At 55.4% G+C, this 20,584-nt stretch carries 16 protein-coding genes; 6 read left to right on the top strand and 10 right to left on the bottom strand.

Features of this window, described 5'->3' with window-relative positions:
• Window positions 1-4: 4 nt before the first annotated feature.
• The 6 genes from AAGR08_RS02125 to AAGR08_RS02100 all read right to left on the bottom strand — a co-directional run bounded on the left by AAGR08_RS02125 (window position 5) and on the right by AAGR08_RS02100 (window position 6,051).
• Window positions 5-709 carry a proteasome-type protease gene (locus AAGR08_RS02125; protein ID WP_097096022.1) on the bottom strand — a complete coding sequence of 235 codons (705 nt, stop codon included), beginning with the start codon at window positions 707-709 and terminating at the stop codon, window positions 5-7.
• Between the two features lie 20 nt (window positions 710-729).
• The gene (locus AAGR08_RS02120; RefSeq protein WP_345828282.1) at window positions 730-1,527 is read right to left on the bottom strand and encodes a transglutaminase family protein; all 798 of its coding nucleotides are present in this window, start codon (window positions 1,525-1,527) and stop codon (window positions 730-732) included.
• Complete coding sequence (locus tag AAGR08_RS02115) at window positions 1,524-2,453, bottom strand: alpha-E domain-containing protein (protein WP_345828280.1); 930 nt, start codon at window positions 2,451-2,453, stop codon at window positions 1,524-1,526. The genes AAGR08_RS02120 and AAGR08_RS02115 overlap by 4 nt, the downstream gene beginning before the upstream one ends.
• Complete coding sequence (locus AAGR08_RS02110) at window positions 2,447-3,886, bottom strand: circularly permuted type 2 ATP-grasp protein (RefSeq protein ID WP_097096019.1); 1,440 nt, start codon at window positions 3,884-3,886, stop codon at window positions 2,447-2,449. The genes AAGR08_RS02115 and AAGR08_RS02110 overlap by 7 nt, the downstream gene beginning before the upstream one ends.
• Before the next feature lie 111 nt (window positions 3,887-3,997).
• Window positions 3,998-4,606 carry a hypothetical protein gene (locus AAGR08_RS02105; protein ID WP_097096018.1) on the bottom strand — a complete coding sequence of 203 codons (609 nt, stop codon included), beginning with the start codon at window positions 4,604-4,606 and terminating at the stop codon, window positions 3,998-4,000.
• A gap of 752 nt (window positions 4,607-5,358) precedes the next feature.
• Window positions 5,359-6,051, bottom strand: a complete 693-nt coding sequence (locus AAGR08_RS02100; RefSeq protein ID WP_097096017.1) for a FliA/WhiG family RNA polymerase sigma factor — start codon at window positions 6,049-6,051, stop codon at window positions 5,359-5,361.
• Window positions 6,052-6,935: 884 nt separating this feature from the next.
• Between AAGR08_RS02100 and AAGR08_RS02095 the strand changes: the two genes are divergently transcribed.
• Window positions 6,936-7,418 carry a YlaC family protein gene (locus tag AAGR08_RS02095; protein WP_097096015.1) on the top strand — a complete coding sequence of 161 codons (483 nt, stop codon included), beginning with the start codon at window positions 6,936-6,938 and terminating at the stop codon, window positions 7,416-7,418.
• Here AAGR08_RS02095 and AAGR08_RS02090 read toward each other — a convergent pair.
• The 3 genes from AAGR08_RS02090 to AAGR08_RS02080 all read right to left on the bottom strand — a co-directional run bounded on the left by AAGR08_RS02090 (window position 7,415) and on the right by AAGR08_RS02080 (window position 13,258).
• Window positions 7,415-8,827: a PLP-dependent aminotransferase family protein gene (locus AAGR08_RS02090; RefSeq protein ID WP_345829839.1), complete on the bottom strand. Its 1,413-nt coding sequence runs from the start codon at window positions 8,825-8,827 to the stop codon at window positions 7,415-7,417. The genes AAGR08_RS02095 and AAGR08_RS02090 overlap by 4 nt on opposite strands.
• A gap of 96 nt (window positions 8,828-8,923) precedes the next feature.
• The gene (locus AAGR08_RS02085; RefSeq protein ID WP_097096013.1) at window positions 8,924-11,014 is read right to left on the bottom strand and encodes a bifunctional diguanylate cyclase/phosphodiesterase; all 2,091 of its coding nucleotides are present in this window, start codon (window positions 11,012-11,014) and stop codon (window positions 8,924-8,926) included.
• A 159-nt stretch (window positions 11,015-11,173) separates the two neighbouring features.
• On the bottom strand, window positions 11,174-13,258 hold the full coding sequence (locus tag AAGR08_RS02080) for an EAL domain-containing protein (RefSeq protein ID WP_345828277.1): 2,085 nt from the start codon (window positions 13,256-13,258) through the stop codon (window positions 11,174-11,176).
• Window positions 13,259-13,806: 548 nt separating this feature from the next.
• Here AAGR08_RS02080 and AAGR08_RS02075 point away from each other — a divergent pair.
• The 5 genes from AAGR08_RS02075 to AAGR08_RS02055 are packed head-to-tail and all read left to right on the top strand — an operon-like array spanning window position 13,807 to window position 19,029.
• Window positions 13,807-14,376, top strand: a complete 570-nt coding sequence (locus tag AAGR08_RS02075) for a spore coat protein U domain-containing protein (RefSeq protein WP_097096011.1) — start codon at window positions 13,807-13,809, stop codon at window positions 14,374-14,376.
• Window positions 14,377-14,398: 22 nt separating this feature from the next.
• Complete coding sequence (locus AAGR08_RS02070; protein ID WP_097096010.1) at window positions 14,399-14,914, top strand: spore coat U domain-containing protein; 516 nt, start codon at window positions 14,399-14,401, stop codon at window positions 14,912-14,914.
• Between the two features lie 28 nt (window positions 14,915-14,942).
• Window positions 14,943-15,638, top strand: coding sequence for a molecular chaperone (locus AAGR08_RS02065; RefSeq protein WP_097097647.1), 696 nt, complete (start codon window positions 14,943-14,945; stop codon window positions 15,636-15,638).
• The gene (locus AAGR08_RS02060) at window positions 15,638-18,067 is read left to right on the top strand and encodes a fimbria/pilus outer membrane usher protein (RefSeq protein ID WP_345828274.1); all 2,430 of its coding nucleotides are present in this window, start codon (window positions 15,638-15,640) and stop codon (window positions 18,065-18,067) included. Before AAGR08_RS02065 ends, AAGR08_RS02060 begins: the two co-directional genes overlap by 1 nt.
• Window positions 18,064-19,029, top strand: a complete 966-nt coding sequence (locus AAGR08_RS02055) for a spore coat U domain-containing protein (RefSeq protein ID WP_097096008.1) — start codon at window positions 18,064-18,066, stop codon at window positions 19,027-19,029. The genes AAGR08_RS02060 and AAGR08_RS02055 overlap by 4 nt, the downstream gene beginning before the upstream one ends.
• 88 nt (window positions 19,030-19,117) lie before the next feature.
• On the opposite strand, the gene AAGR08_RS02050 is transcribed toward AAGR08_RS02055, so the two are convergent.
• Window positions 19,118-20,437, bottom strand: coding sequence for an MFS transporter (locus tag AAGR08_RS02050; RefSeq protein ID WP_097096007.1), 1,320 nt, complete (start codon window positions 20,435-20,437; stop codon window positions 19,118-19,120).
• Window positions 20,438-20,584 lie beyond the last annotated feature (147 nt).

Here is a 20,584-nt window from a genome sequence, read left to right as displayed (position 1 = left end):
CAGGCTACAACTGCAGGGGGGGCAACTGCGAAAACACGCTCAATAAGCCTTTGCTCCACAGCTGACGAATCTGTGAAAAATAGGGGTGCTGCTCGGTGATGTGATACTGCTGGTTATCGCTGAAACTGTCGGTGTGATACACCATCACATCCAGCGGCAGGCCCACGGAAATATTACTGGCGAGCGTCGAATCCATTGAGATCAGCGCACACTGCATGGCCTGGCTAAGCGGCGTTTCATAACGCAGCACGCGATCGATAATCGGTTTGCCATATTTGCTCTCGCCAATCTGGAAATAAGGCGTGTCGACGCTGGCCTCAATGAAATTACCCTGCGGATAGATCTGGAACAGACGCGGCTCCTCGCCACGAATCTGGCCGCCCAACAGCAGCGTGCCGCCAAACTCTTCGCCATCGCGTTTGATCACCTCCCGCAGCGTTTCCCCCACCATCAGCGCAATGTCATACAGCGATCGCCCATTGAGCAAATTGGGCTGTTCGCTATCGCCGTTGTTACGTCGCAGCAGGCTGAGTACGCTCTGCGTGGTGGCCAGATTGCCTGCGCTTTGCAGCACCAGCGTGCGTTCATCATCCACCTGAAAAACATGCAGTTTACGGAACGAGGAGATATGATCAACGCCCGCATTGGTGCGCGAATCGGAGACAAAAATCATCCCTGACGATAAACGCATTGCCACACAATAAGTCATAGTCGTGCCTATTCAGATTGCTACTGCGCATGCACCTGCAGCACCGCAGCCACCGCCAGCATATCTTCACCGCCGCCGCCCAGCCGCATACCGCGCACCGGACATGCATCGAGATAATCCACGCCAACCGCCAGCCGCAAATGCTGACGCGTACTGCGGGTATTATTGGTGATATCAAAGCTGTGCCAACTGCCATCCAGCCAGGCTTCAACCCAGGCATGAGTGGCGACGTGCTCAACGTTTTCAGTATAGAGATAGCCGCTGACATAGCGCGCCGGAATGCCAAGGCTGCGACAGCAGGCGAGAAAAACGTGGCTGTGATCCTGGCAAACACCGCTGCCGGCAGCAAATACTTTCGCTGCGGCATCTGTTACCTGAGTGCTGCCAGGACGATACGGCATTTTCAGCAGCAGTTCGTCCATGAGCTTTTCCAGGCTGGCCAGCGGCTTCTCTGGCCGCCAGTAGCGCTGAGCAAAATCGCGAATCTCGCCGTTGGGCTGGGTTAACGGCGTTGAGCGCAGAAACACCAGCGGCGATAGCGCGCATTCCCGATCGGGTGCCCACTCGCCGTCATCGAGGATCTCCACCACCCCGCGCGCTGCGATAGCCAATTGCTGATGCGGCGTATCCAGCGTCAGCACATGCATCACATTGCCGTAGGCATCTTCTGTACGCGTGGCGGCACACGGCAGCTCCAAATCCCACGAGATAATCTGCTGATGCACCGAGTTTTGCGGCGTCAGGCGCAGATACTGGGTGCTGAGTTTTACCTGCTGCTCGTAGGCGTAGCTGGTTTTATGCTCAATGTTCAGTCTCATTTCGCCTCCAGATAGGTGTGATTAATACTCTCGGCCAGCGCGTTAAGACGCGTGAGGAAGTGATTGAGCCAGCCATCCAACCCTTCGTGCGTCAGGCTTTCCCAGGTGCTGAAACGCATCTCCGCCAGTAGCACGGTGATCAGATAACGTGGACGATCTTCGCCGCTGCTGCCGATCTGCTCCAGCTGGGTCGCGATCTCATCAATGCAGGAGTGCAGCGATCGCGGACTTTCGCTGCGCAGGATCAGCATCTCGTTCACCAGATCGGGAAACAGCTGCTGCTTAAAGATAGCGTTATAGGCTTCGCGCGCTGAGACCGCACGCAGCAGGGTATCGAGACAATAATATTCGCGTACCGAATCCGACTGCTGCTCCAGCAGCTGCTGATTCACACTCAGCAAACGCGCGGTGCCATCGCTGCGCTCCATCAGCGTGCCGATACGAATAAAACACATGGCATCGCCGCGCAGCAAAGTGCCGAACATCGCGCCGCGAAACAGGTGCGAGCGCTCTTTAACCCAATCAAAAAAGGTATCGGCATTGGCGCTGGTAATACCGCGTCGTCGCGTATTGCGCATTTCAATCCAGGTGGAATTAATGCTCTCCCACACTTCCGATGACAAACTGCCGCGCACCGCATGCGCGTTGTTCCACGCCTCCTGCCAGCAGCTGAAAATACTGCTCGGATTGCGATCGTCGAGGGCAAAGAAGTTGAACAGCTGCGCCATGGTGAAACGGCCGTTGAGGGTTTCAAACAGCTCGCGTGTGCCGGTAAGATTGAGCGGCAGCAGCAGCTCATCCCCCTGGCTACCGCGCACCGGCATCAACGATAAGCGATTGGTGACGTCTAACACACGAGCGAGTTGTTCCGCGCGCTCCAGATAGCGCGCCATCCAATAAAGACCACTGGCGGTGCGGCTTAGCATGATGCGTCATCCTCCAAAACCCAGGTATCTTTAGTGCCACCGCCCTGCGACGAGTTCACCACCAGCGATCCTTCATTTAACGCTACGCGAGTTAACCCCCCGGGCACCAGCCGAATGTCGGCACCGCACAAGGCAAACGGTCGCAGATCGATATGGCGCGGCGCCAGGCCGTTATCAATAAAGGTTGGGCAAGTGGAGAGCGAAAGCGTGTCCTGCGCGATGTAGTTTTCCGGTCGCGCTTTGAGGCGATCGCGGAAATCACTCAGCTCTTGCTGGCTTGCCACCGGACCAATCAACATGCCGTAACCGCCGGCGCCATGTACCTCTTTCACCACCATTTTGCTGAGGTTAGCAAGCACATAGGTGAGATCCTGCGGTTTACGACACTGCCAGGTGGGCACGTTATTGAGGATCGGATCTTCATCGAGATAGAAGCGGATCATCTCCGGCACATAAGGATAGATCGATTTATCATCGGCAACGCCGGTGCCGATGGCGTTAGCCAGCACCACGTTGCCGGAGCGATACACCGACAGCAGACCGGGCACCCCGAGCATTGAATCAGGACGAAACGCCAGCGGATCGAGGAAGGCATCATCCACGCGACGGTAGATCACATCCACCTTGCACGGCCCGGCGGTGGTGCGCATCATCACCGCGCCGTCCTTCACGAACAGGTCGGCGCTTTCCACCAGCTCCACGCCCATCTGCTGCGCGAGGAAGCTGTGTTCAAAGTAGGCGCTGTTGAAGCGGCCTGGCGTCAGCACCACCACCACCGGATCGTTAACCGGCGAGCTTTCGCGCAGGGTTTGCAGCAGGTGCGAGGGGTAACGCTCTACCGGCGCGATATGCTGTTCGGCGAACAGCTCCGGATAGAGCCGCATCATCATTTTGCGGTTTTCCAGCATGTACGAGACGCCGGACGGCGTGCGCAGATTGTCCTCCAGTACGTAATAGTCGCCATCGTTATTACGCACCATATCCACGCCGACAATGTGCGCATATATGTTGCGATGCAGATCGACTCCCTGCATACAGGGCTGATACTGATCGTTAACCAGCACCTGTTCGGCGGGGACAATTCCGGCTTTAAGGATGTGTTGCTGATGGTAGATATCATGCAGGAAGGCGTTAAGGGCCTGGACGCGCTGGCGGATGCCGCGGTCGAGCATTGCCCATTCTCGCGCAGGTATGATGCGCGGCACGCTGTCGAAGGGGATTAAACGCTCCGCTCCACCATCGTCACCGTATACGTTGAACGTAATGCCCACACGATGAAACAGCAGTTCCGCCTCTTCACGCTTGCGCGCCACTGCATCGACGTCCGCCTGCTGTAACCATTCCCAGTATTGCTGATAATGAGCGCGGTGTTGGCCATCGCTTAGCAACATCTCATCATAGAAGTGCGATGCTATCTGGTAGCTTTCTTTCATGATTTACCCGGCGCTTGTCAGAGGACCTCACTCTCTCCTGCACAAACTGTGCCAGAGGCTTGCCCCGGCATGGCACACGCGCCGTGCGGACGATTACGGCTGATTTGCACCTTACTGGTGCATCAGCTGCTGCGCGATTGGCAGCCAAATCTCCGTCATCGCGCCATCGCCACCGGTGAAGGGATCGCGATGCGGCAAGGGAACATGCTGGATCTTCTCCTTCGACGCACGTAAACGCGACGGCTCATCACGCACGGTTTCCGGGGACATCCCTTCAGGATAGGCGCCCACGGTGAAAAAATCCTCAGAGGCAAATACCTGCTTATGGCCCACTCCGGCGGGGATCAGCACCGCATCGCCTTCGCGTAGCGTCACCATGCGACCGCTGTCCCCGCCAAACAGCACTTCCGCCCAGCCGGCGCCGACGCCTAAGACTTCATGCGTGTTGGGGTGATAATGCGTATAGGGGAAGATCGGCGAGCGCCAGGCAGCGGGCCAGCCGTTGCGGGTAAAGGTTTTTTCAAACCAGGCCGCGCTGTCTGCCGCTTCATCTTCATCCGGCACGATACCGGGCCAGATAATCAGCGGCAGCGGATTGTTAGGCACGCCACCGGACGGCAGCGATAGCATCAAATGTTGCGGATTGCTGGACGATCCAGCGGAAAAGGTGCCGGCGGCGAAAGACATCAGTAACAGCAGGCTGGAGTTGTTGGCAGTCATACTCTTTCTCCGGTTAACCACATGGCTTAATTGTGGCTTACCTCACAGCCATTGCAATGTGCGCCCGCCGACAAAATTCACACAAAAGAATGATTTAGCTAACTAAAGCCAAATTAGTTTGCAACATATTTAACATTTCGTGCCGCCATTCTGCGGTTACCCTAAATGACAATCCTAAAAGATATCCGGCGCTGTTGTCGGGTGCGCATTTATGCGCACCTGGTCGCCATCAATGGCGACCCTACGAGAGTTCCGGCGCTGTTGTAGGGTGCGCATTAATGCGCACCTGGCCGCCATCAATGGCGACCCTACGAGGGTTCCGGCGCTGTTGTAGGGTGCGCATTTATGCGCACCTGGTCGCCATCAATGGCAGCCCTGCGAGGGTTCCGGCGCTGTTGTAGGGTGCGCATTTATGCGCACCTGGTCGCCATCAATGGCGACCCTACAAGAGTTCCGGCGCTGTTGTAGGGTGCGCATTAATGCGCACCTGGTCGCCATCAATGGCGACCCTACGAGGGTTCCGGCGCTGTTGTAGGGTGCGCATTAATGCGCACCTGGTCGCCATCAATGGCGACCCTACGAGGGGCCCGGGGCTGTTGTAGGGTGCGCATTAATGCGCACCAGCCAAATTACAGGCAAAAAAAAGCCGGTGGATTTCGCCACCGGTCGAACCCACAAATGGATTCAAAGGCACTGACAGGTTATCGCAGGCATTTAGCGTTCTGATGTCAGAACGTTAATTGCAGGATGCTCTACTCAAAGAATTGTTTAATCTTCACGCCAATCTTCTTATTAATCTGGCAGACGCGCGCTTCGGTGAGCTCGAGCACCAGCGCAATCTCTTTCAGGCTCATTTCGTGCTGGTAATAGAGGCTGAGAATCAACTGTTCGCGCTCGCTCAGCGAAGCCAGCGCGGTCTTTAGCGTGCGCTGAATGCTAATTTCCTCTTCCAGCGCACGTCCGCTTAACACACTGCTCAGCGCTTCGCCTGCCAGCAGATCGTCAAAACTCTCCATCGCGCTAGCGGATTCCAGCAGCAAATACTCCTGCACCTCTTCCGGACTGAGCTTGAGGTGTCGACGCAACTCTTCTTCGTTCGGCTCGTGGCCGAGACGGCGCGTGAGTGCGCGCACCGCATCATTGATTTTGTGCGTTTTCTGCCGCAGACGTCGCGGACGCCAGTCGTGCAGACGCAGCTGATCCAACACCGCTCCCCGCACGCGCTGTAAAGCGTAACCGGCAAAATGATCGTCAGGACGGCCATAACGACGTAGCGATTCAAGCAGCCCCATAAAGGCAATTTGTTCCAGATCGCCACGATCCATCACCGCATCCGTTTGGGCGGAGAGCTGCCGTACTACGCGCTTCACCAGCGGCTGCCACTGTTGCAGGTAGCGCGTCTCTTCAACAGGCGTCAGTTCGGTGACTTCATTGAATACGCTCATGAAATCTCCTCACGACAAAACCCGTCTGGCGACGGACTTGAACGACTGATAGCGATTTGACGGAGATTTCACGGTATCCGGAGTCGATATAATCAATACATGCTGATGGATATATTTCTCAGGCAGATTCATAGGGAAATCCGCCTGAGAAATAAAGCGCCCATCATTATTTTTCTGTATTGCCCCACCGATACTCATAATAAAAAACGTCCTGAACGCCGATTAAAAATCGCGCCTTTATTAATAAAAGCGTTGTCTTATTACGTATGCCAATGCATGCGAGTTAAAAAGATAACAGCCATACTTAACGCTATTAATACGGACTACGCATCAGCCGCTATTGATAACTAATAGCCACCGTTACCTTTAATGGCGATGAGTATACGCATCAGAATATTCTTAGCTATAAGGTTTAATGAATTAAAATATTAATCAATTAAAATCAATAAGTTGAATAAATTAATTAATAATTAACACCGTTAAAAAAACAATAAATCATTAATTTTCACCTTTTTTGTAATATTGAGAATTGTTTCTATTTTCATGAATGAAGCAATCGGAAACCTAAACCCCCCACCTTAATAGCGCATACTGCTCAGCAGGTAATAGCCGGATCGGGCAGGTAGCGTGGTTAATTGAGGTGATGCACGCTGATGTGATGGAGATCCATTATTTACCAAGCATCGATAAAACAGCGTTGCTCTGAACATATCCTCTGTAATCAACCTTTATCACTGCGCGTCGTCACCTATTGCGCTATAAGGTCAACGTGCAGAACCAGCCGCCCCTTCAGCAACTGTTATAAAAAAACACCGTAAATCTGTCACTAATTCGCTTCACTGTTATGTGCTTTACTGGCAGGTAGTAATAATTAGAGGTGAACAATGGACGCGATCAAACAAATCCTGCTCGACGAAATCGCCACGCTGAACCGTGAGGGACGGCGCGATAATTTGCCGCGCTTTAGCTTTTCCTTCCTGAAAACCCATCCGGGACTCTGGGCCATTATGTACCTGTGCTACGCGCTGTGCGTGGCGCTGATCTTCTCAACCGACATGCTCGGCTGGCCCGCCTTTTGGTTTGCCACTGTGTTTGTGCTGGTGATGAGTGTATTGATGCTGATGGATATCAATCCAAAATATCGTTTCGAAGATATCGATACGCTGGATTTGCGCGTTTGCTATAACGGCGAATGGTATTACGTGCAGCCGGTTTCCCAGCAGGCGCTGGACAAAATTCTTGAGAATCCGCAGACGCCGGATCGCGTGCGAAGCGGCATCGATCGATTGATGAAGCAGAAGGGCGAAGTGGATTTCTACGACGTTTATTATCTAACCTGGGGCCACCAGCAGGCAGCCCTGGTTTAACGATGTAATCCAGCTATCAATTTGCCCAGTGTTTCTACCGCCGCCTCGGCACGTGCATCCCACGGCCAGGCGGTGTTAAAGCGAAAACAGTGGCTAAAGCCCTCGCTGCTGGAAAACAGCTGGCCGGGAGCAATACTGATCCCCTCCTGTAGCGCCAGATGATACAGCTGCGTGGTGTTAATCTGCGCGGGCAGCGTTACCCAGAGAAAATAGCCGCCCGGCGTATCGCTAATCCTTGCCGCTTCCGGCAATACCCGTCGTAGTGCCTGTTGCGCCAGCTGTTTACGTTTTGCCAGCGTCTGACGCAGCTTCTTCAAATGCGCATCGTAGCTACGCGTGCTGAGAAAATCGGCTAACGCCAGCTGCATTGGCGCACTGGTCGATAACGTGCTCATCAGCTGAATACGCTGCACGCGCTGCGCATGCCGACCAGCGGCTACCCAACCGACGCGAAATCCCGCCACCAGATTTTTCGAGAAGCTGCCGCAGTGCAGCACGTTGCCCTCACGATCAAAGGCTTTGGCCGGCAGCGGCTTATCTTGTCCCTCATACAAATCGCTATACACATCGTCTTCGATCATTGCCACGTTATAGCGCGCCAGCAGAGCCACCAGCTGCTGTTTACGCTCTGCGCTCAGGGTGAAACCGAGTGGGTTTTGCCGGTTGGTCATTAACCAGCAGGCTTTCACCGGCCAGCGCTGCAGCGCCTGCTCCAGCTCAGCCAGATCCATGCCGTGTTCAACATCACTGGCGATGGCAATGGCGTTCAGCTTGAGGCGTTCAATGGCCTGCAAAGCGCCATAAAAGGAGGGATTCTCGAGGATGACCCAATCACCGGGTTCGGTAACGGCTTGCAGGCTCAGATTGAGCGCTTCCATCGCGCCGTTGGTGATGACGATATCATCCGGCGATAGCGTAATGCCCTGTTGTGCATAGCGCTGAGCCAGAATTTTACGCAGCGCTTCATTGCCCGGCGGCAAGTTATTCAGCGCATCCGTGGGCTTCAGATTATGGGAGACTTTCACCAACGAGCGCATCAACTGGCGCTGGGGGAACAGTTCAGGATCGGGAAAAGCAGAGCCAAACGGTATGATGGCGGGATTACGCGTGGCCTGCAGCACGTCAAACACAAAGCTGTTGGTATCCGCCTGGTCGGTTTTCGCCACTTCACGGGTGGGCAGACGGGGACGACTTTCTGCGGCGCGCGGCGCCACGTAATAGCCCGATTGCGGCTTCGACACAATCCAGCCCTGGCTTTCCAGCACCTCATACGCGTGCATCACCGTCATCAGGCTCAGCCCGCTCTGCTCAGCCTGCTGGCGTAGCGACGGCAGTTTTTCACCCGGCGGCCAGATACGTGCCTCGATTTGCGTGCGAAGCTGTTCCACCAACTGCTGATATTTCGCCACCCGAACTCCCATGTAGAGGATTTGGCGGCTAGTTTCCCTCACCCTATGCCTCTCCCGCAAGCGGGAGAGGGAGGAATCGGAGAGACAACGTGCTGGCTAAGTGACGCGCTCCAGCTCTAACGCTTCTGCATAAAAATTCGGCAGTTCGCCAATGCGCTCTGGCGGGACCGGTTTGCCCAACAAATAGCCCTGCAAGGTATCGCAACCCAAGCCGGTAAGAAACGCCTGCTGATCCTGGGTTTCTACCCCTTCGGCCACCACCTTTAGATGCAGCGACTGCGCTAAGGCAACGATGGCGGAAACAATAGTGGCATCTTCAGACTGCGCCTGAAGTTCATTGACGAAAGCGCGGTCGATCTTCAGTTCACTCGCCGGTAAACGCTTGAGATACAACAAGCTCGAGTAGCCGGTACCGAAATCGTCAATCGAGGCTTTGACGCCCATATTGGTGAGCTCGGTCAGAATGCGTACGCTCACTTCAGGATCGCGCATCGCCGTGGTTTCAGTCACCTCAAGCGTTAAAAGCTCCGCCGGGATTTGGTGCTTATCCAGCGCTTCGGTCACGGTTTCCACCAGATTGCTCTGCTCAAACTGGAGCGCCGACAGGTTCACCGCCACGGACCAATGCGGATGCCCCTGCAGATGCCATGTGCGCAGCTGGCGACAGGCTTCGTTAATGACCCAGTTGCCAATGTTCACAATCATGCCGGTCTTTTCCGCCATTGGCAGGAAGGTATCCGGGGCCAGCAGGCCACGCGTAGGATGTTGCCAGCGCAGCAGCGCTTCAAAGCCGAGGATCGGTCCGCTCGGTGCGCAGTATTTAGGTTGGTAAAACAGCCGCAGTTCCTGATTATCCAGCGCTTGCCACAGATCGTTGTTCAGCTGCAGCTGCGACTGCGCCAGGGTGTTCATCGACTGCTGGAAGAAGGTGTAACCGTTGCGGCCATTATTTTTAGTGTGATACATGGCGGCATCGGCATTAAACATCAGCTCGCGGTCGTCTTTGCCATCCCCCGGATAAACGGCAATGCCAATACTCAGTGACACCACCAGCTCATAACGCGAGATGTCAAACGGGCGATCGATGGCCTTCACCAGCGTATCCGCTACCGCCGCCGCATCGTTCGGATCATCAATTTCCAGCAGCAGCACAAATTCGTCGCCGCCCATCCGTGCCAGCGTGTAGTGCCCTTTCATCTGGTCGGTCATACGCTCGGTGACGCCAATCAGCAGATTATCACCAACGTGATGGCCAAAGGCGTCATTGACTGCCTTGAAGCCATCCAGATCCATAAACATCAGCGCAAACTGTGATTTCTCGCGGTTCGCTTTATTGATGGCTTGTTCAAGGCGATCTTCCAAAAGAATACGGTTGGGCAAGCGCGTCAGGTTGTCGTGCAAGGCCAGCTGGGCCAGCTCGCGGTTAGCTTCGGCCAGTGATTGCGCCAGAATTGAGGTGCGCGCCTGCATGCGGGCATCCAGCATCGATACCAGCAAGGTAATGCCAAGGATCGCCAGCGTCACCACCGTGACCACAATTGCCAACCAGTTACTGTTTACGCCCATGTGCGTGGCGTGGCTGTGCATCGGGAAGTTGGCGGCGGCCATGCCGGTATAGTGCATACCTGCAATGGCACAGCCCATCACCACCGATGCCCCGAGCCGCAGCAGCGTCACGCGGCCATGTCCTTCGCGCAGGTGAAACGCCAGCCACAGCGCCGCACAGGAGGCGACCATGGCGATGGCCACCGACGCGGCTACCCAGCCCCAGTTCCAGCTAATACCCGGTGCAAACATCAGCGCCGCCATGCCGGTGTAGTGCATGGCAACGACTCCGGAACCCAGCACCAGTGCCCCGCCAATTAATCGTGTCCAGGGAAGTTCCTTCGTCGCACAAGCCAGCCACAGGGCAAAAATCGAGGCCAGCACCGCCACCACCATTGAGGCGACGGTGAGCAGGGGATCGTAGCTCATCACCATATCGAGGCTCATCGACAACATGCCGATGAAGTGCATTGCCCAGACGCCGACGCCCATGGCGAATCCACCGCCAAGCAACCAAACCAGCGCCACCTTGCCAGTTGAGGAAGCCACGCGTCCTGCCATATCAAGCGCAGTAAACGAGGCCAGCATCGCTACTAAAATCGAAACGATGACGGTAAATGAGTCATACGAAGTCACTAACATAGTGATTTCCTAAGTTGAAGCCGTTTTAAGTCAGCTGTGGTGTGGTTAAAAAGAGTGAAATCTATTGGTTTTATTGTAGGAATTATCGGCAGTTATCCTGCCGATCTGAGCCGATGAACGATGAAACCTTCCAATGCGGAAGAACACAAAAAATGATTATTACGCGCCAGAAGACACGACGTTATCCGTAAATGCCAGCGCAGCGGTAAACTCCCCGATGCGCTCCGCCGGGGTCGGTTTACCCAGCAGATAGCCCTGTAAGGTATCGAAGCCTAAACCGGTTAATAAGCGCTGCTGCTCTTCCGTTTCAACGCCTTCTGCCACCATGCGCAGGTTCAGCGAGCGAGCCAGCGTGAGCATCGCACTCACCACCGTGGCGTCTTCGCTATCCGCGCGCAAACTATTAATAAAGGCGCGATCGATTTTCAGCTCGCTCGCTTCCAGATGTTTCAGATGCAGCAGATTGGCATAGCCGATGCCAAAATTATCGATAGCCACTTTCACCCCTAGCCGATGCAACTCGGCAATGCGCTGCTGGCTAAACTGCGGATCGCGCATGGCGATATTTTCAGTAATTTCCAGCATCAGCGCCCCGTCGGGGATCTGATGACGCTGCAGCGCCTGGTGCAGGCTTTCAATCAGATCGCGCTGTTGGAATTGCAGCGCCGAGAGATTGACCGATACGCTCCAGTCGCCGTTGCCTTCATCGCGCCACTGTTTTAGCTGGCGGCAGGCTTCGTTGATCACCCAATTACCCAGCGCCACAATCTGGCCGGTTTTCTCAGCTCGCGCCAGAAACATGTCCGGCATCAGCAGCCCACGACGCGGATGCTGCCAGCGCAGCAACGCCTCAAACCCCATCAGCACCGTGCCTCCGGCGCGAAATTTAGGTTGATAGAACAGACGCATTTCCTGATATTCCAGGGCATTCCACAGATCGTTGGCGAGCGCCAGCTGGTGCTGAGCAACAGCACTCATGGCCGGTTCAAACAGGCACCAGCCGTTACGCCCGCTGTGCTTGGTGTGATACATGGCGGAATCGGCGTTGAACATCATCTCCTGCTGGCTGCGCCCGTGCAGCGGGAAGATGACAATGCCGATGCTGAGCGAAACACGCAGCGAATAACGATCTAACTCAAAGGGGACATCAATGGCTTGCACCAGCTGCTGCGCCAGATTTGTCGCCTGATGAACAGCGTACTGCGGGCACAGCAGCACAAATTCATCGCCGCCTAAACGCGCCAGCAAAATATCTTCACTGACTTCCGCCTGCAAGCGATCGGCCACCGCAATCAGCAAGCGATCCCCCACATGATGGCCCCAGGTATCGTTGACCGCTTTAAACCCGTCGAGGTCCATAAACATCAGTGCGAAGGTTTCATCCTGCAGCGTAGCCTGCTTGATCTGTGTGGTGAGCTGCTGCTCTAGCATCACGCGGTTCGGCAGCGCAGTGAGGTTGTCATGCAGCGCAAGCTGGCGCAGTTCGCTGTTGGCACGCTTCAATTTGGCTGCAAGACGCGCCGCGCGCAGCTGAGCGTCCAGCATTGAAATCAGCAGCGTCAATCCAAGAATACTCAGCGTGATAATGGTGACCCACACCGCCAGCCCCTCTTCACTGACGCCGTGATGCTGCATCATCATCGGCTGGCTGTAGTCCGCCGCGGCCATACCGGTGTAATGCATGCCGGCAATGGCAATACTCATCACCAGCGCCGCACAGACACGCAATATCAGCAGGCTTTCCCCCTGGCGTAGATGAAAGGCCAGCCACAGCGCGGCACCGGACGCCGCGTAGGCAATCACCACGGATAACGTCACCAGCGGCATATTCCACCTAATCGCCGTCTCAATCATTAGAGCGTTCATGCCGATGTAGTGCATGGCAATCACGCCGCTACCGAGTATTAACGTGCCGCGCATTAAGCACCGGCGCGTGAGGTGACTGCCCTGCACGCTTTGGGCAAACGCGAAGATAGACGTCGCAATAGCGACCAGTAAGGAGAGTGCCGTGAGCGGGATGTCATAGCGCATGGTCACCGGCATCATCATCGCCAGCATGCCAATAAAGTGCATCGCCCAGATGCCAATGCCCATTGCGGTGCCGCCGCCCACTAACCACAGTTTTGCCATGCAACCGCGGGATACGGCGACGCGGCCTGCCGTATCTAATGCGGTAAAGGCGGCGATGAAGGCCACAATCAGTGAAACGGAAACCAGAACGCTATCCCAGGTAACCAACAGCATGTGCGCTCCTAAACTCAACCTGCTACGGAGCAGGTTTGGTGTCATCAAATAAAAACAAGGAAGATAAAGCGCCGATTACGGGCGAATAATGACCATTAGCGGCGAAACAGTGAGAATGCCAGGTCCAGTAAAAACTGGAACTCTCATGCTATTTATTTTTATTTTCATCATCAGTCATCGGGTGGAAAATTAATAATATCTGATTAATGCACGAACATAGCATTGAACCGACGCGCGTGATAGAGGGGGAAATCGTCGGCTGTTTAGTTTTTTTAACTGGCCGCCACCCCTTGTTATTACTGAGTTATCGGCGAAAAACGTCAATTGATTAGGGAAAAAATGAACCCTGGGTGCACAAGGCTAGATTTGCTGATCTATAGTAAAGAAAACTGATATAAATCATTAATGCACCATCCAGGAATTTTCTTAGGTGGTAGGCGCTTACGCTGTCGGGCCAAATGCGGCTCTTGTTTGATTTCGGATGTATTTTCATAAATGAATGACCAGGTGAAAAAGCACTGACCTTGGATAATCAGTAAGGAATGATTATGAAACTCAAGCTTTTTCTTGTGGCTTCTAGCCTAAGCGCCGCCCTTGCTCCCACCGCTGTTTTTGCCGCCACCACAACGGGAACCATCAATGCCACATTGACGCTTACCACCGGTTGTTTAGTGAACGGTCAGTCTGCAACGACAGGGGTTAACTTCGGTACCCTGAACTTCGGTAGCAGCGCGGCCACCTTCGATACGTTGAACGCGACGTTGGTAGGCGCATCTGGCAACGGCATATTTGTTCGCTGTACCACCGGGCAAACCTTCAACGTACAGGTCACCAGCAGTAACGCCGCACCGGCGACCATTTACGGCACGGTGAGTGGCCAGCCACGCTACCTGATCCTCGGCTCCAACAATACGCAGGGCATTGCCTATACGCTGTATAGCGATGCCGCATTTACCACCGCGATCGCCAATAACACCAATATCGCCCCCAGCGGCACTACCGACCCGACGTTGGGTACCAACTACGCCATTTATGGTCGCGTGGTGGGAGGTGGCTTCAACCCGCTGATCCCAGCTGGCACCTATACGGACACGATTAACGTGGCGGTGAATTACTGAGAGAAGCGTAAGGGTTCTCAGGGTGGCCGTGGTGCAGCGTGGGCTGCACTGTGCAGGTGGCCTTGCCCTGCTGATAGGGAGTGTCTCCGCCTGGGGGTTGCCGACGGCAACCTTTCAGGTCTCAGCATCAGTAGTGGCAGGTTGTGTCGTATCCGGTACCAATACCGGGGTATTCGGCACGCTTAATTTCGGCACACAACCGGGCGTGTCCTCCAGCAGCGTCAGCGCCAGCTATGTGCAAAGCACCACCATCACGCTCGCCTGCACGCCAGGCACCGCTGTCAGCATGAGCATCAACGGCGGCAACAACTACACCGCGACCCGCAATCTCAAACACACCAGCAACACCAATACCGTGGCGTATAGCTTGTACAGCAATGCCGCTCATACCACGGCGATTCCGGTGAACAGCGCCGTTGCGCTGAGCTACAGCAATGCCAATAACATTACGCTGCCTATTTACGGCCTGCTAACGCTACCCGGCCCGACGCGCGCCGGGACGTATACCGATACCTTAACCGTCACCCTGAGTTGGTGACGTTAGTACCATGAAGGATGACAAAATGATGAACCTGCGCGCCCTGATACTCTTGTTATGTGTGGCACTAACACCTGCGGTGAAGGCAGCCAATTCACTGATGGTTTGGCCCATCGATCCGGCCATTGATCCCGAAGAAAAAGCCAGCGAACTGTGGCTGGAGAATCGCGGCAATGCCACCACCATGATGCAGGTACGCATCTTCAGCTGGCAGCAAATCAACGGCCAGGAACAGTATCAAACGCAACAGCAAGTGGTGGCGAGCCCGCCGATGGTGCGTCTTGAACCGGGGCAGAAACAGCTGGTGCGTTTAATCAAGCAAACGCCACCCGCCGCCGGACGTGAAATGTCGTATCGCGTGGTACTGGATGAAATCCCCACGCCGCGCACGCCGGGGGAAAACCAGGCGGGTCTTACCTTCCAGATGCGCTATTCGGTACCGTTATTCGTCTATGGCAACGGCGTCACGCGCGATACGGCACAACCGCAGTTGAGCTGGCAAGAGGTAAACAGCGGCGGCAAGCGCTGGCTGGAGCTGACCAATCGCGGCAACGGTCACGCGCGATTAAGTAATGTCACCATCGGCGGACGCCGCATGGGTAACGGTTTATTCGGTTACGTGTTGGCCAACAGTAGTCATCGCTGGCCGTTAACCAGCAGCGTGAGCGGTGAACTCTCGGCCGAGATGAATAAAGGCCACTGGAGCAGCGCTGCCGCGCGTTGATGAAGTTTACGCCGCATCCCTGCGCGCTGGCGGTTGCCAGCGTGCTTTGCATCAGCCCGATGATCAGCAGTGCCGAGACCTTCTCTGAGCTGCCGCCACCGCCTGCGCTGGAGAATAACGCCAGCGGTCAGCAATATATGCTGGAACTGGTGGTGAATCAGGGTGAACGTGGCGATATCGTACCGGTTGAACGCAAAAACGGTGATTTCTGGCTACGACGCGGGGATCTAGAGCGTGCCGGTATTCCTGCCGAGAAGCTGCAAGGTCAGCAGATCGATGTGAATCAATTAGCCAAAGTGGAGTATGACGAACAGCGCCAACGCCTATTGCTCACGGTACCCGCCGCGTGGCTGCCGGGACAGACCATTGGTCAGCAACAGAACGCACCGCGCTTTCCTGGGCGCGCCAGTAACGGCGCCCTGCTCAACTACGACTTCTACGCCACGCGGACGGATAACGCCGGTTCGCGTCTTTCCAGCTGGAACGAGCTGCGTTTCTTCGGACCGATTGGCCAGTTTTCCACTAACGGCGTGTACGTGCAGCAGCTGGAAGGCGGCGTTTCCGGTCAGCAGGAAGGCTATATTCGTTACGATACCTGGTTTAGCAATGAAAACGAGAACGCGGCTATCAGCTGGCGCGCCGGGGATGTGGTTACCGATGCCCTGAGCTGGAGCAACAGCGTGCGCCTCGGCGGCGTGCAGATTGGGCGTGATTTCAGCGTACGACCCGATCTGGTGACCTATCCTTTGCCGGCGTTTTCCGGCCAGGCGGCAGTCCCCTCCTCGGTCGACCTCTTCATTAACGGCTACCGCAGCGCGCAGGCCGACGTGCAGCCCGGCCCGTGGTCGCTCACTAACGTGCCTTTCGTCAACGGCGCGGGTGATGCGGTGATCACCACCACCGATGCGGTAGGCCGACAAATCACCACCACGCTGCCGTTTTACGTATCCAGCAGCTTGCTGAAACAAGGGTTATCCGATTATTCGTTCTCCGCCGGTGCGATACGCGAAAATTACGGCGTGCAAAATTTTGATTATGGCGCTGCAGCGGCGAGCGGCTCCTATCGCTATGGCTTAGCGGATTGGTTGACGCTGGAAAGCCATGCGGAGGGCAGCAGCAGCGTTGCCATGGGCGGCGCAGGCGGACTACTGAAGCTCGGCAGCTGGGGCGTGATTAATGGCGCGCTGGCGCAGAGCCAGATGGCTGGTGATCCCGGCACCCAGTACAGCTGGGGTTATCAGTACAACAATAGCTGGTTCAGCCTTGGCACTCAGCACATTCTGCGCACCGCCGATTTCGGCAACCTCGCACTGGTGGGCAGCCGCGGCGACAACGCGAACACCAGCTACTCGCTGTCGCGGCGCAGCGCGCAATATACCGCCAGCGTGTCGCTGAATGATTATGGCAGCCTGGGGCTGGCATATATTGATATCGCTGGCGGCAGCGGCGATCGCACGCGCTTGATGAATCTCTCATGGAGTAAAAATCTGTGGGGCAACAGCAGTTTGTATATCTCCGCCAGCCGCGACCAGCAACAGGGTGACTGGAGCGGCGCGATTTCCCTTGTGATCCCATTTGGTGAGCAGAGCAGCGCATCAGTGAGCATGGAGCGCGATCAGCAAGGCAACAATAATCAGCGCCTGTATGTTTCACGCGCGATGCCAACCGATGGCGGCTTTGCCTATGATGCGGCGTGGGCCAATCAGGGCAGCGACAGCGGCGATTATCGCCAGGCCAGCTTACGCTATCGTAATAATAAAATTGATACCTCCGCCGGTTTTTACGGCGATAACGATAACACCACGCAATGGGCCGATTTCACCGGTTCGCTGGTGTTAATGGATAACCGCGTCTTTGCCGCCAACGACATCAACGATGCGTTCGTCGTGGTGAAAACCGACTATCCGGACGTTACGGTACGTTACGAAAACCAATCGATGGGACGCACAGATAAACAGGGTTATTTGCTGGTTCCATCCATCAGCAGCTACTACGGCGCGAAATACGACATCGATACGCTCGATCTGCCAGCCGATCGCACTGCGCCAAAGGTCGAACAGCGCTTCGCTGTGAAGCGCAAAAGTGGCTATTTGCTCAATTTCCCGGTGGAGCGTCTGCGCGCTGCCAGCGTCGTGCTGCATGACAGCAGCGGGCAGCCGCTGCCGATTTCCAGCCAGGTATTACGTCCTAATCAGGCCACCGAATACGTCGGCTGGGATGGCATTGTGTGGATGGAAGATCTCGGCACCAGTAATCCGATACATGTGGTTACGCCGGATGGACGCAGCTGCAATACGCAGTTGGATATCGCTGACGGCCAGCCAAAAGCGCTGCAAACTTACGGGCCGCTTACCTGCCCGCTGCCGCCGCCAGCGCAAGGTTCTGCGGTGAGTACCGCGGATAATTCACAGTCAGGGATTTCACCATGAAAAGGCTTCTGCTCCTGCTGGTGCTGTTTTTACTGCCAATGACCAGCTTTGCGCTCTGCACCTTATCGGCGCCGACCGCCACATTCGGTTCGGTCACCACTTTCTCCGTGGGTTCAACCGCCAATACCACCTCAAGTACCACCAATGTTAACTGTGGTTCGGGCACGCTTTCGTTGTTGGGTAGCGATAACATTACCTACGCGTTTACCACCGCCTCCAATCTGAGCGGAAACCGTGCAGCGCTGAAAACCGCGGCCAGCGGCACCGACAGCATCCCGATTCAGATGTGCATTGATAGCGCCTGCGCCACCGAATTACAGCAGGGTGGCAGCTATCGCTGGAGCTCAGCGTCCTTGCTCGCACTGGGAAACAGCCTCAACTTCAATATTCCGCTCTTTTTCCGCACCGTGCCCGGACAGGTGGTGGCGGCAGGCACCTATACCACCACCATAACGTTGACGGTAAGTTATACGGTGTGCGCGGGAGTAAACGTGGCGGGATTGTGCGTGGGAACCGTGCAGACCAGCACCGGCACGGCAATGCCGATTACGGTTAATCTGGTGATTACCAACGACTGCACCACCATTACCGCACCAAATGTCAGCTTTGGCAGTGCACCGCTGGTGGGGAGTTTTTCTACGGTGCAGCAAACCATTAACGTGGTGTGTTCGAAAGGCAGCACTTATACCGTGGGTTTGAGCAACGGCAGCTACTACAGCGGTACCACGCGCCAGATGGCGAGCGGCACCAATCGGCTGGCTTACGATATCTACAAAGGCACCACCACCACGTCTCGCTGGGGGCCAACCGGCACCGATCGCTGGAGCAGTAGCACCTCGACCTCGTTGAATGCCGATACCGTGACGCGCAACTTTACTTATACGGCGCAGATTTTGACCACGCAGAATACGCCGGCGGCGGGGAATTACACCGATAGCGTGGTGGTGGATGTGTCGTTTTAGTATGGAGATGGGGATCAGGTCGCCATGAATGGCGACCCTACAATGTATGCATCGGTTTTCGTAGGGTCGCCATTCATGGCGACCAGGTTTACGACGCGCTTAGAGAGACTGCGCCGTGACGCGCCTGATACTGCTTCACCATGCGGCCAATCAGCAGCGTACCAATCAATCCGCACACCGCAGCAAACGACAGCCACACGCCCGGCATTGCTTTATCGCCCGTGGCATGAATCAGATAACTCGATACCGCTGGGGTAAAACCGCCAAACAGCGCAGTGGCCAGACTATAAGCCATTGAAAAACCGGTGGCGCGCACCTCGGCTGGCATGATCTCAGCCAGATAGACCACCATGGCACCGTTATAGCTGGCATACAGGAACGATAGCCACAGCTCTGCTTCAACCAGATGGGCGAAGGTCGGCGATCCAACGAGCCAGTGCAGTACCGGCCAGGTGGTAACAATCATCAGTATCGTGAAAATAATCAGCAGCGGGCGACGACCGACGCGATCCGATAGCGCCCCCATCACCGGTAACCAAAACAGGTTGGATATGCCGACAAACAGCGTGACGAGGAAGCTCTGTTTGTCGCTCATCATCAGCACGGTTTTGCCAAAAGTGGGCGTGAAGGCGGTGATCATGTAGAACATCACGGTGGTGGTCACCACCATTAACATGCCCGCCAGCACCAGCGCCCAGTTTTGACCTACTGAACGCACGATCTGGCTCATTGAGGGATGATGCTTACGCTGACTAAACGCTTCCGTCTCTTCCAGCATGCGGCGGATATAGAACAGGAATGGCACAATCATACAGCCCACTACGAACGGAATACGCCAGCCCCATTCGGTGACGGCGTCTTTCGCCAGCAGGTGGTTTAATCCCAGGCCAAGCAGCGCGGCGAAGATCACCGCCACCTGCTGGCTGCCCGATTGCCAGCTAACATAAAAGCCTTTGCGCCCTTTCGGCGCCACTTCGGCCAGGTAAACCGATACGCCGCCCAACTCAACGCCGGCGGAGAAGCCCTGCAACAAGCGTCCCAGCAAAATTAAAATCGGCGCGGCGGCACCCAGCGTGGCATAGCCAGGCACCAGCGCGATGGTTAACGTCCCGATCGCCATCAAACCCAGCGTCAATAGCAGGCCTTTGCGACGCCCGTGATGATCGATGTAGGCACCGAGAATGATTGCTCCCAACGGGCGCATCAGGAAGCCGGCACCGAAGGTCATCAGCGTAAGCATCAAAGAGGCAAAGGGATCATCACCGGGGAAAAAGGTTTTGGCGATCGCCGTGGCGTAATAGCCAAATACCATGAAATCGTACATCTCAAGGAAGTTACCGCTGGTAACGCTAAAGATGGTTTTGGCACCGCCCTGCGACGACTTTTGTAAAGAGTGACTTGAGCTCATATTGTCCTTCCTGGTTTTTCTTCCGTTTTAACGTGCTAAGCCAGGAATAGATGTGATCTTCTTCACCATTGCAGTTTACAAAAATGAGACCAAAAGTAACAAGGAATTAACAAGTTGAGTGCGGGACATAAAAAAAGGCCGCCATGA

Source organism: Pantoea sp. BRR-3P, assembly GCF_039621635.1.
Taxonomy (GTDB): Bacteria; Pseudomonadota; Gammaproteobacteria; order Enterobacterales; family Enterobacteriaceae; genus Pantoea; species Pantoea floridensis.
The sequence above is the reverse complement of the archived record's forward strand: the minus strand, read 5'-3'. Positions and strand labels throughout refer to the sequence as shown.

Excerpts from the sequence above, each read along its gene's own strand:
- AAGR08_RS02050 (WP_097096007.1), bottom strand. The coding sequence starts at position 20,437 with ATGAGCTCAAGTCACTCTTTACAAAAGTCGTCGCAGGGCGGTGCCAAA.
- AAGR08_RS02120 (WP_345828282.1), bottom strand. The coding sequence starts at position 1,527 with ATGAGACTGAACATTGAGCATAAAACCAGCTACGCCTACGAGCAGCAG.
- AAGR08_RS02125 (WP_097096022.1), bottom strand. The coding sequence starts at position 709 with ATGACTTATTGTGTGGCAATGCGTTTATCGTCAGGGATGATTTTTGTC.
- AAGR08_RS02065 (WP_097097647.1), top strand. The coding sequence starts at position 14,943 with ATGAACCTGCGCGCCCTGATACTCTTGTTATGTGTGGCACTAACACCT.
- AAGR08_RS02085 (WP_097096013.1), bottom strand. The coding sequence starts at position 11,014 with ATGTTAGTGACTTCGTATGACTCATTTACCGTCATCGTTTCGATTTTA.
- AAGR08_RS02100 (WP_097096017.1), bottom strand. The coding sequence starts at position 6,051 with ATGAGCGTATTCAATGAAGTCACCGAACTGACGCCTGTTGAAGAGACG.
- AAGR08_RS02115 (WP_345828280.1), bottom strand. The coding sequence starts at position 2,453 with ATGCTAAGCCGCACCGCCAGTGGTCTTTATTGGATGGCGCGCTATCTG.
- AAGR08_RS02055 (WP_097096008.1), top strand. The coding sequence starts at position 18,064 with ATGAAAAGGCTTCTGCTCCTGCTGGTGCTGTTTTTACTGCCAATGACC.
- AAGR08_RS02080 (WP_345828277.1), bottom strand. The coding sequence starts at position 13,258 with ATGCTGTTGGTTACCTGGGATAGCGTTCTGGTTTCCGTTTCACTGATT.
- AAGR08_RS02075 (WP_097096011.1), top strand. The coding sequence starts at position 13,807 with ATGAAACTCAAGCTTTTTCTTGTGGCTTCTAGCCTAAGCGCCGCCCTT.
- AAGR08_RS02095 (WP_097096015.1), top strand. The coding sequence starts at position 6,936 with ATGGACGCGATCAAACAAATCCTGCTCGACGAAATCGCCACGCTGAAC.
- AAGR08_RS02110 (WP_097096019.1), bottom strand. The coding sequence starts at position 3,886 with ATGAAAGAAAGCTACCAGATAGCATCGCACTTCTATGATGAGATGTTG.
- AAGR08_RS02105 (WP_097096018.1), bottom strand. The coding sequence starts at position 4,606 with ATGACTGCCAACAACTCCAGCCTGCTGTTACTGATGTCTTTCGCCGCC.
- AAGR08_RS02060 (WP_345828274.1), top strand. The coding sequence starts at position 15,638 with ATGAAGTTTACGCCGCATCCCTGCGCGCTGGCGGTTGCCAGCGTGCTT.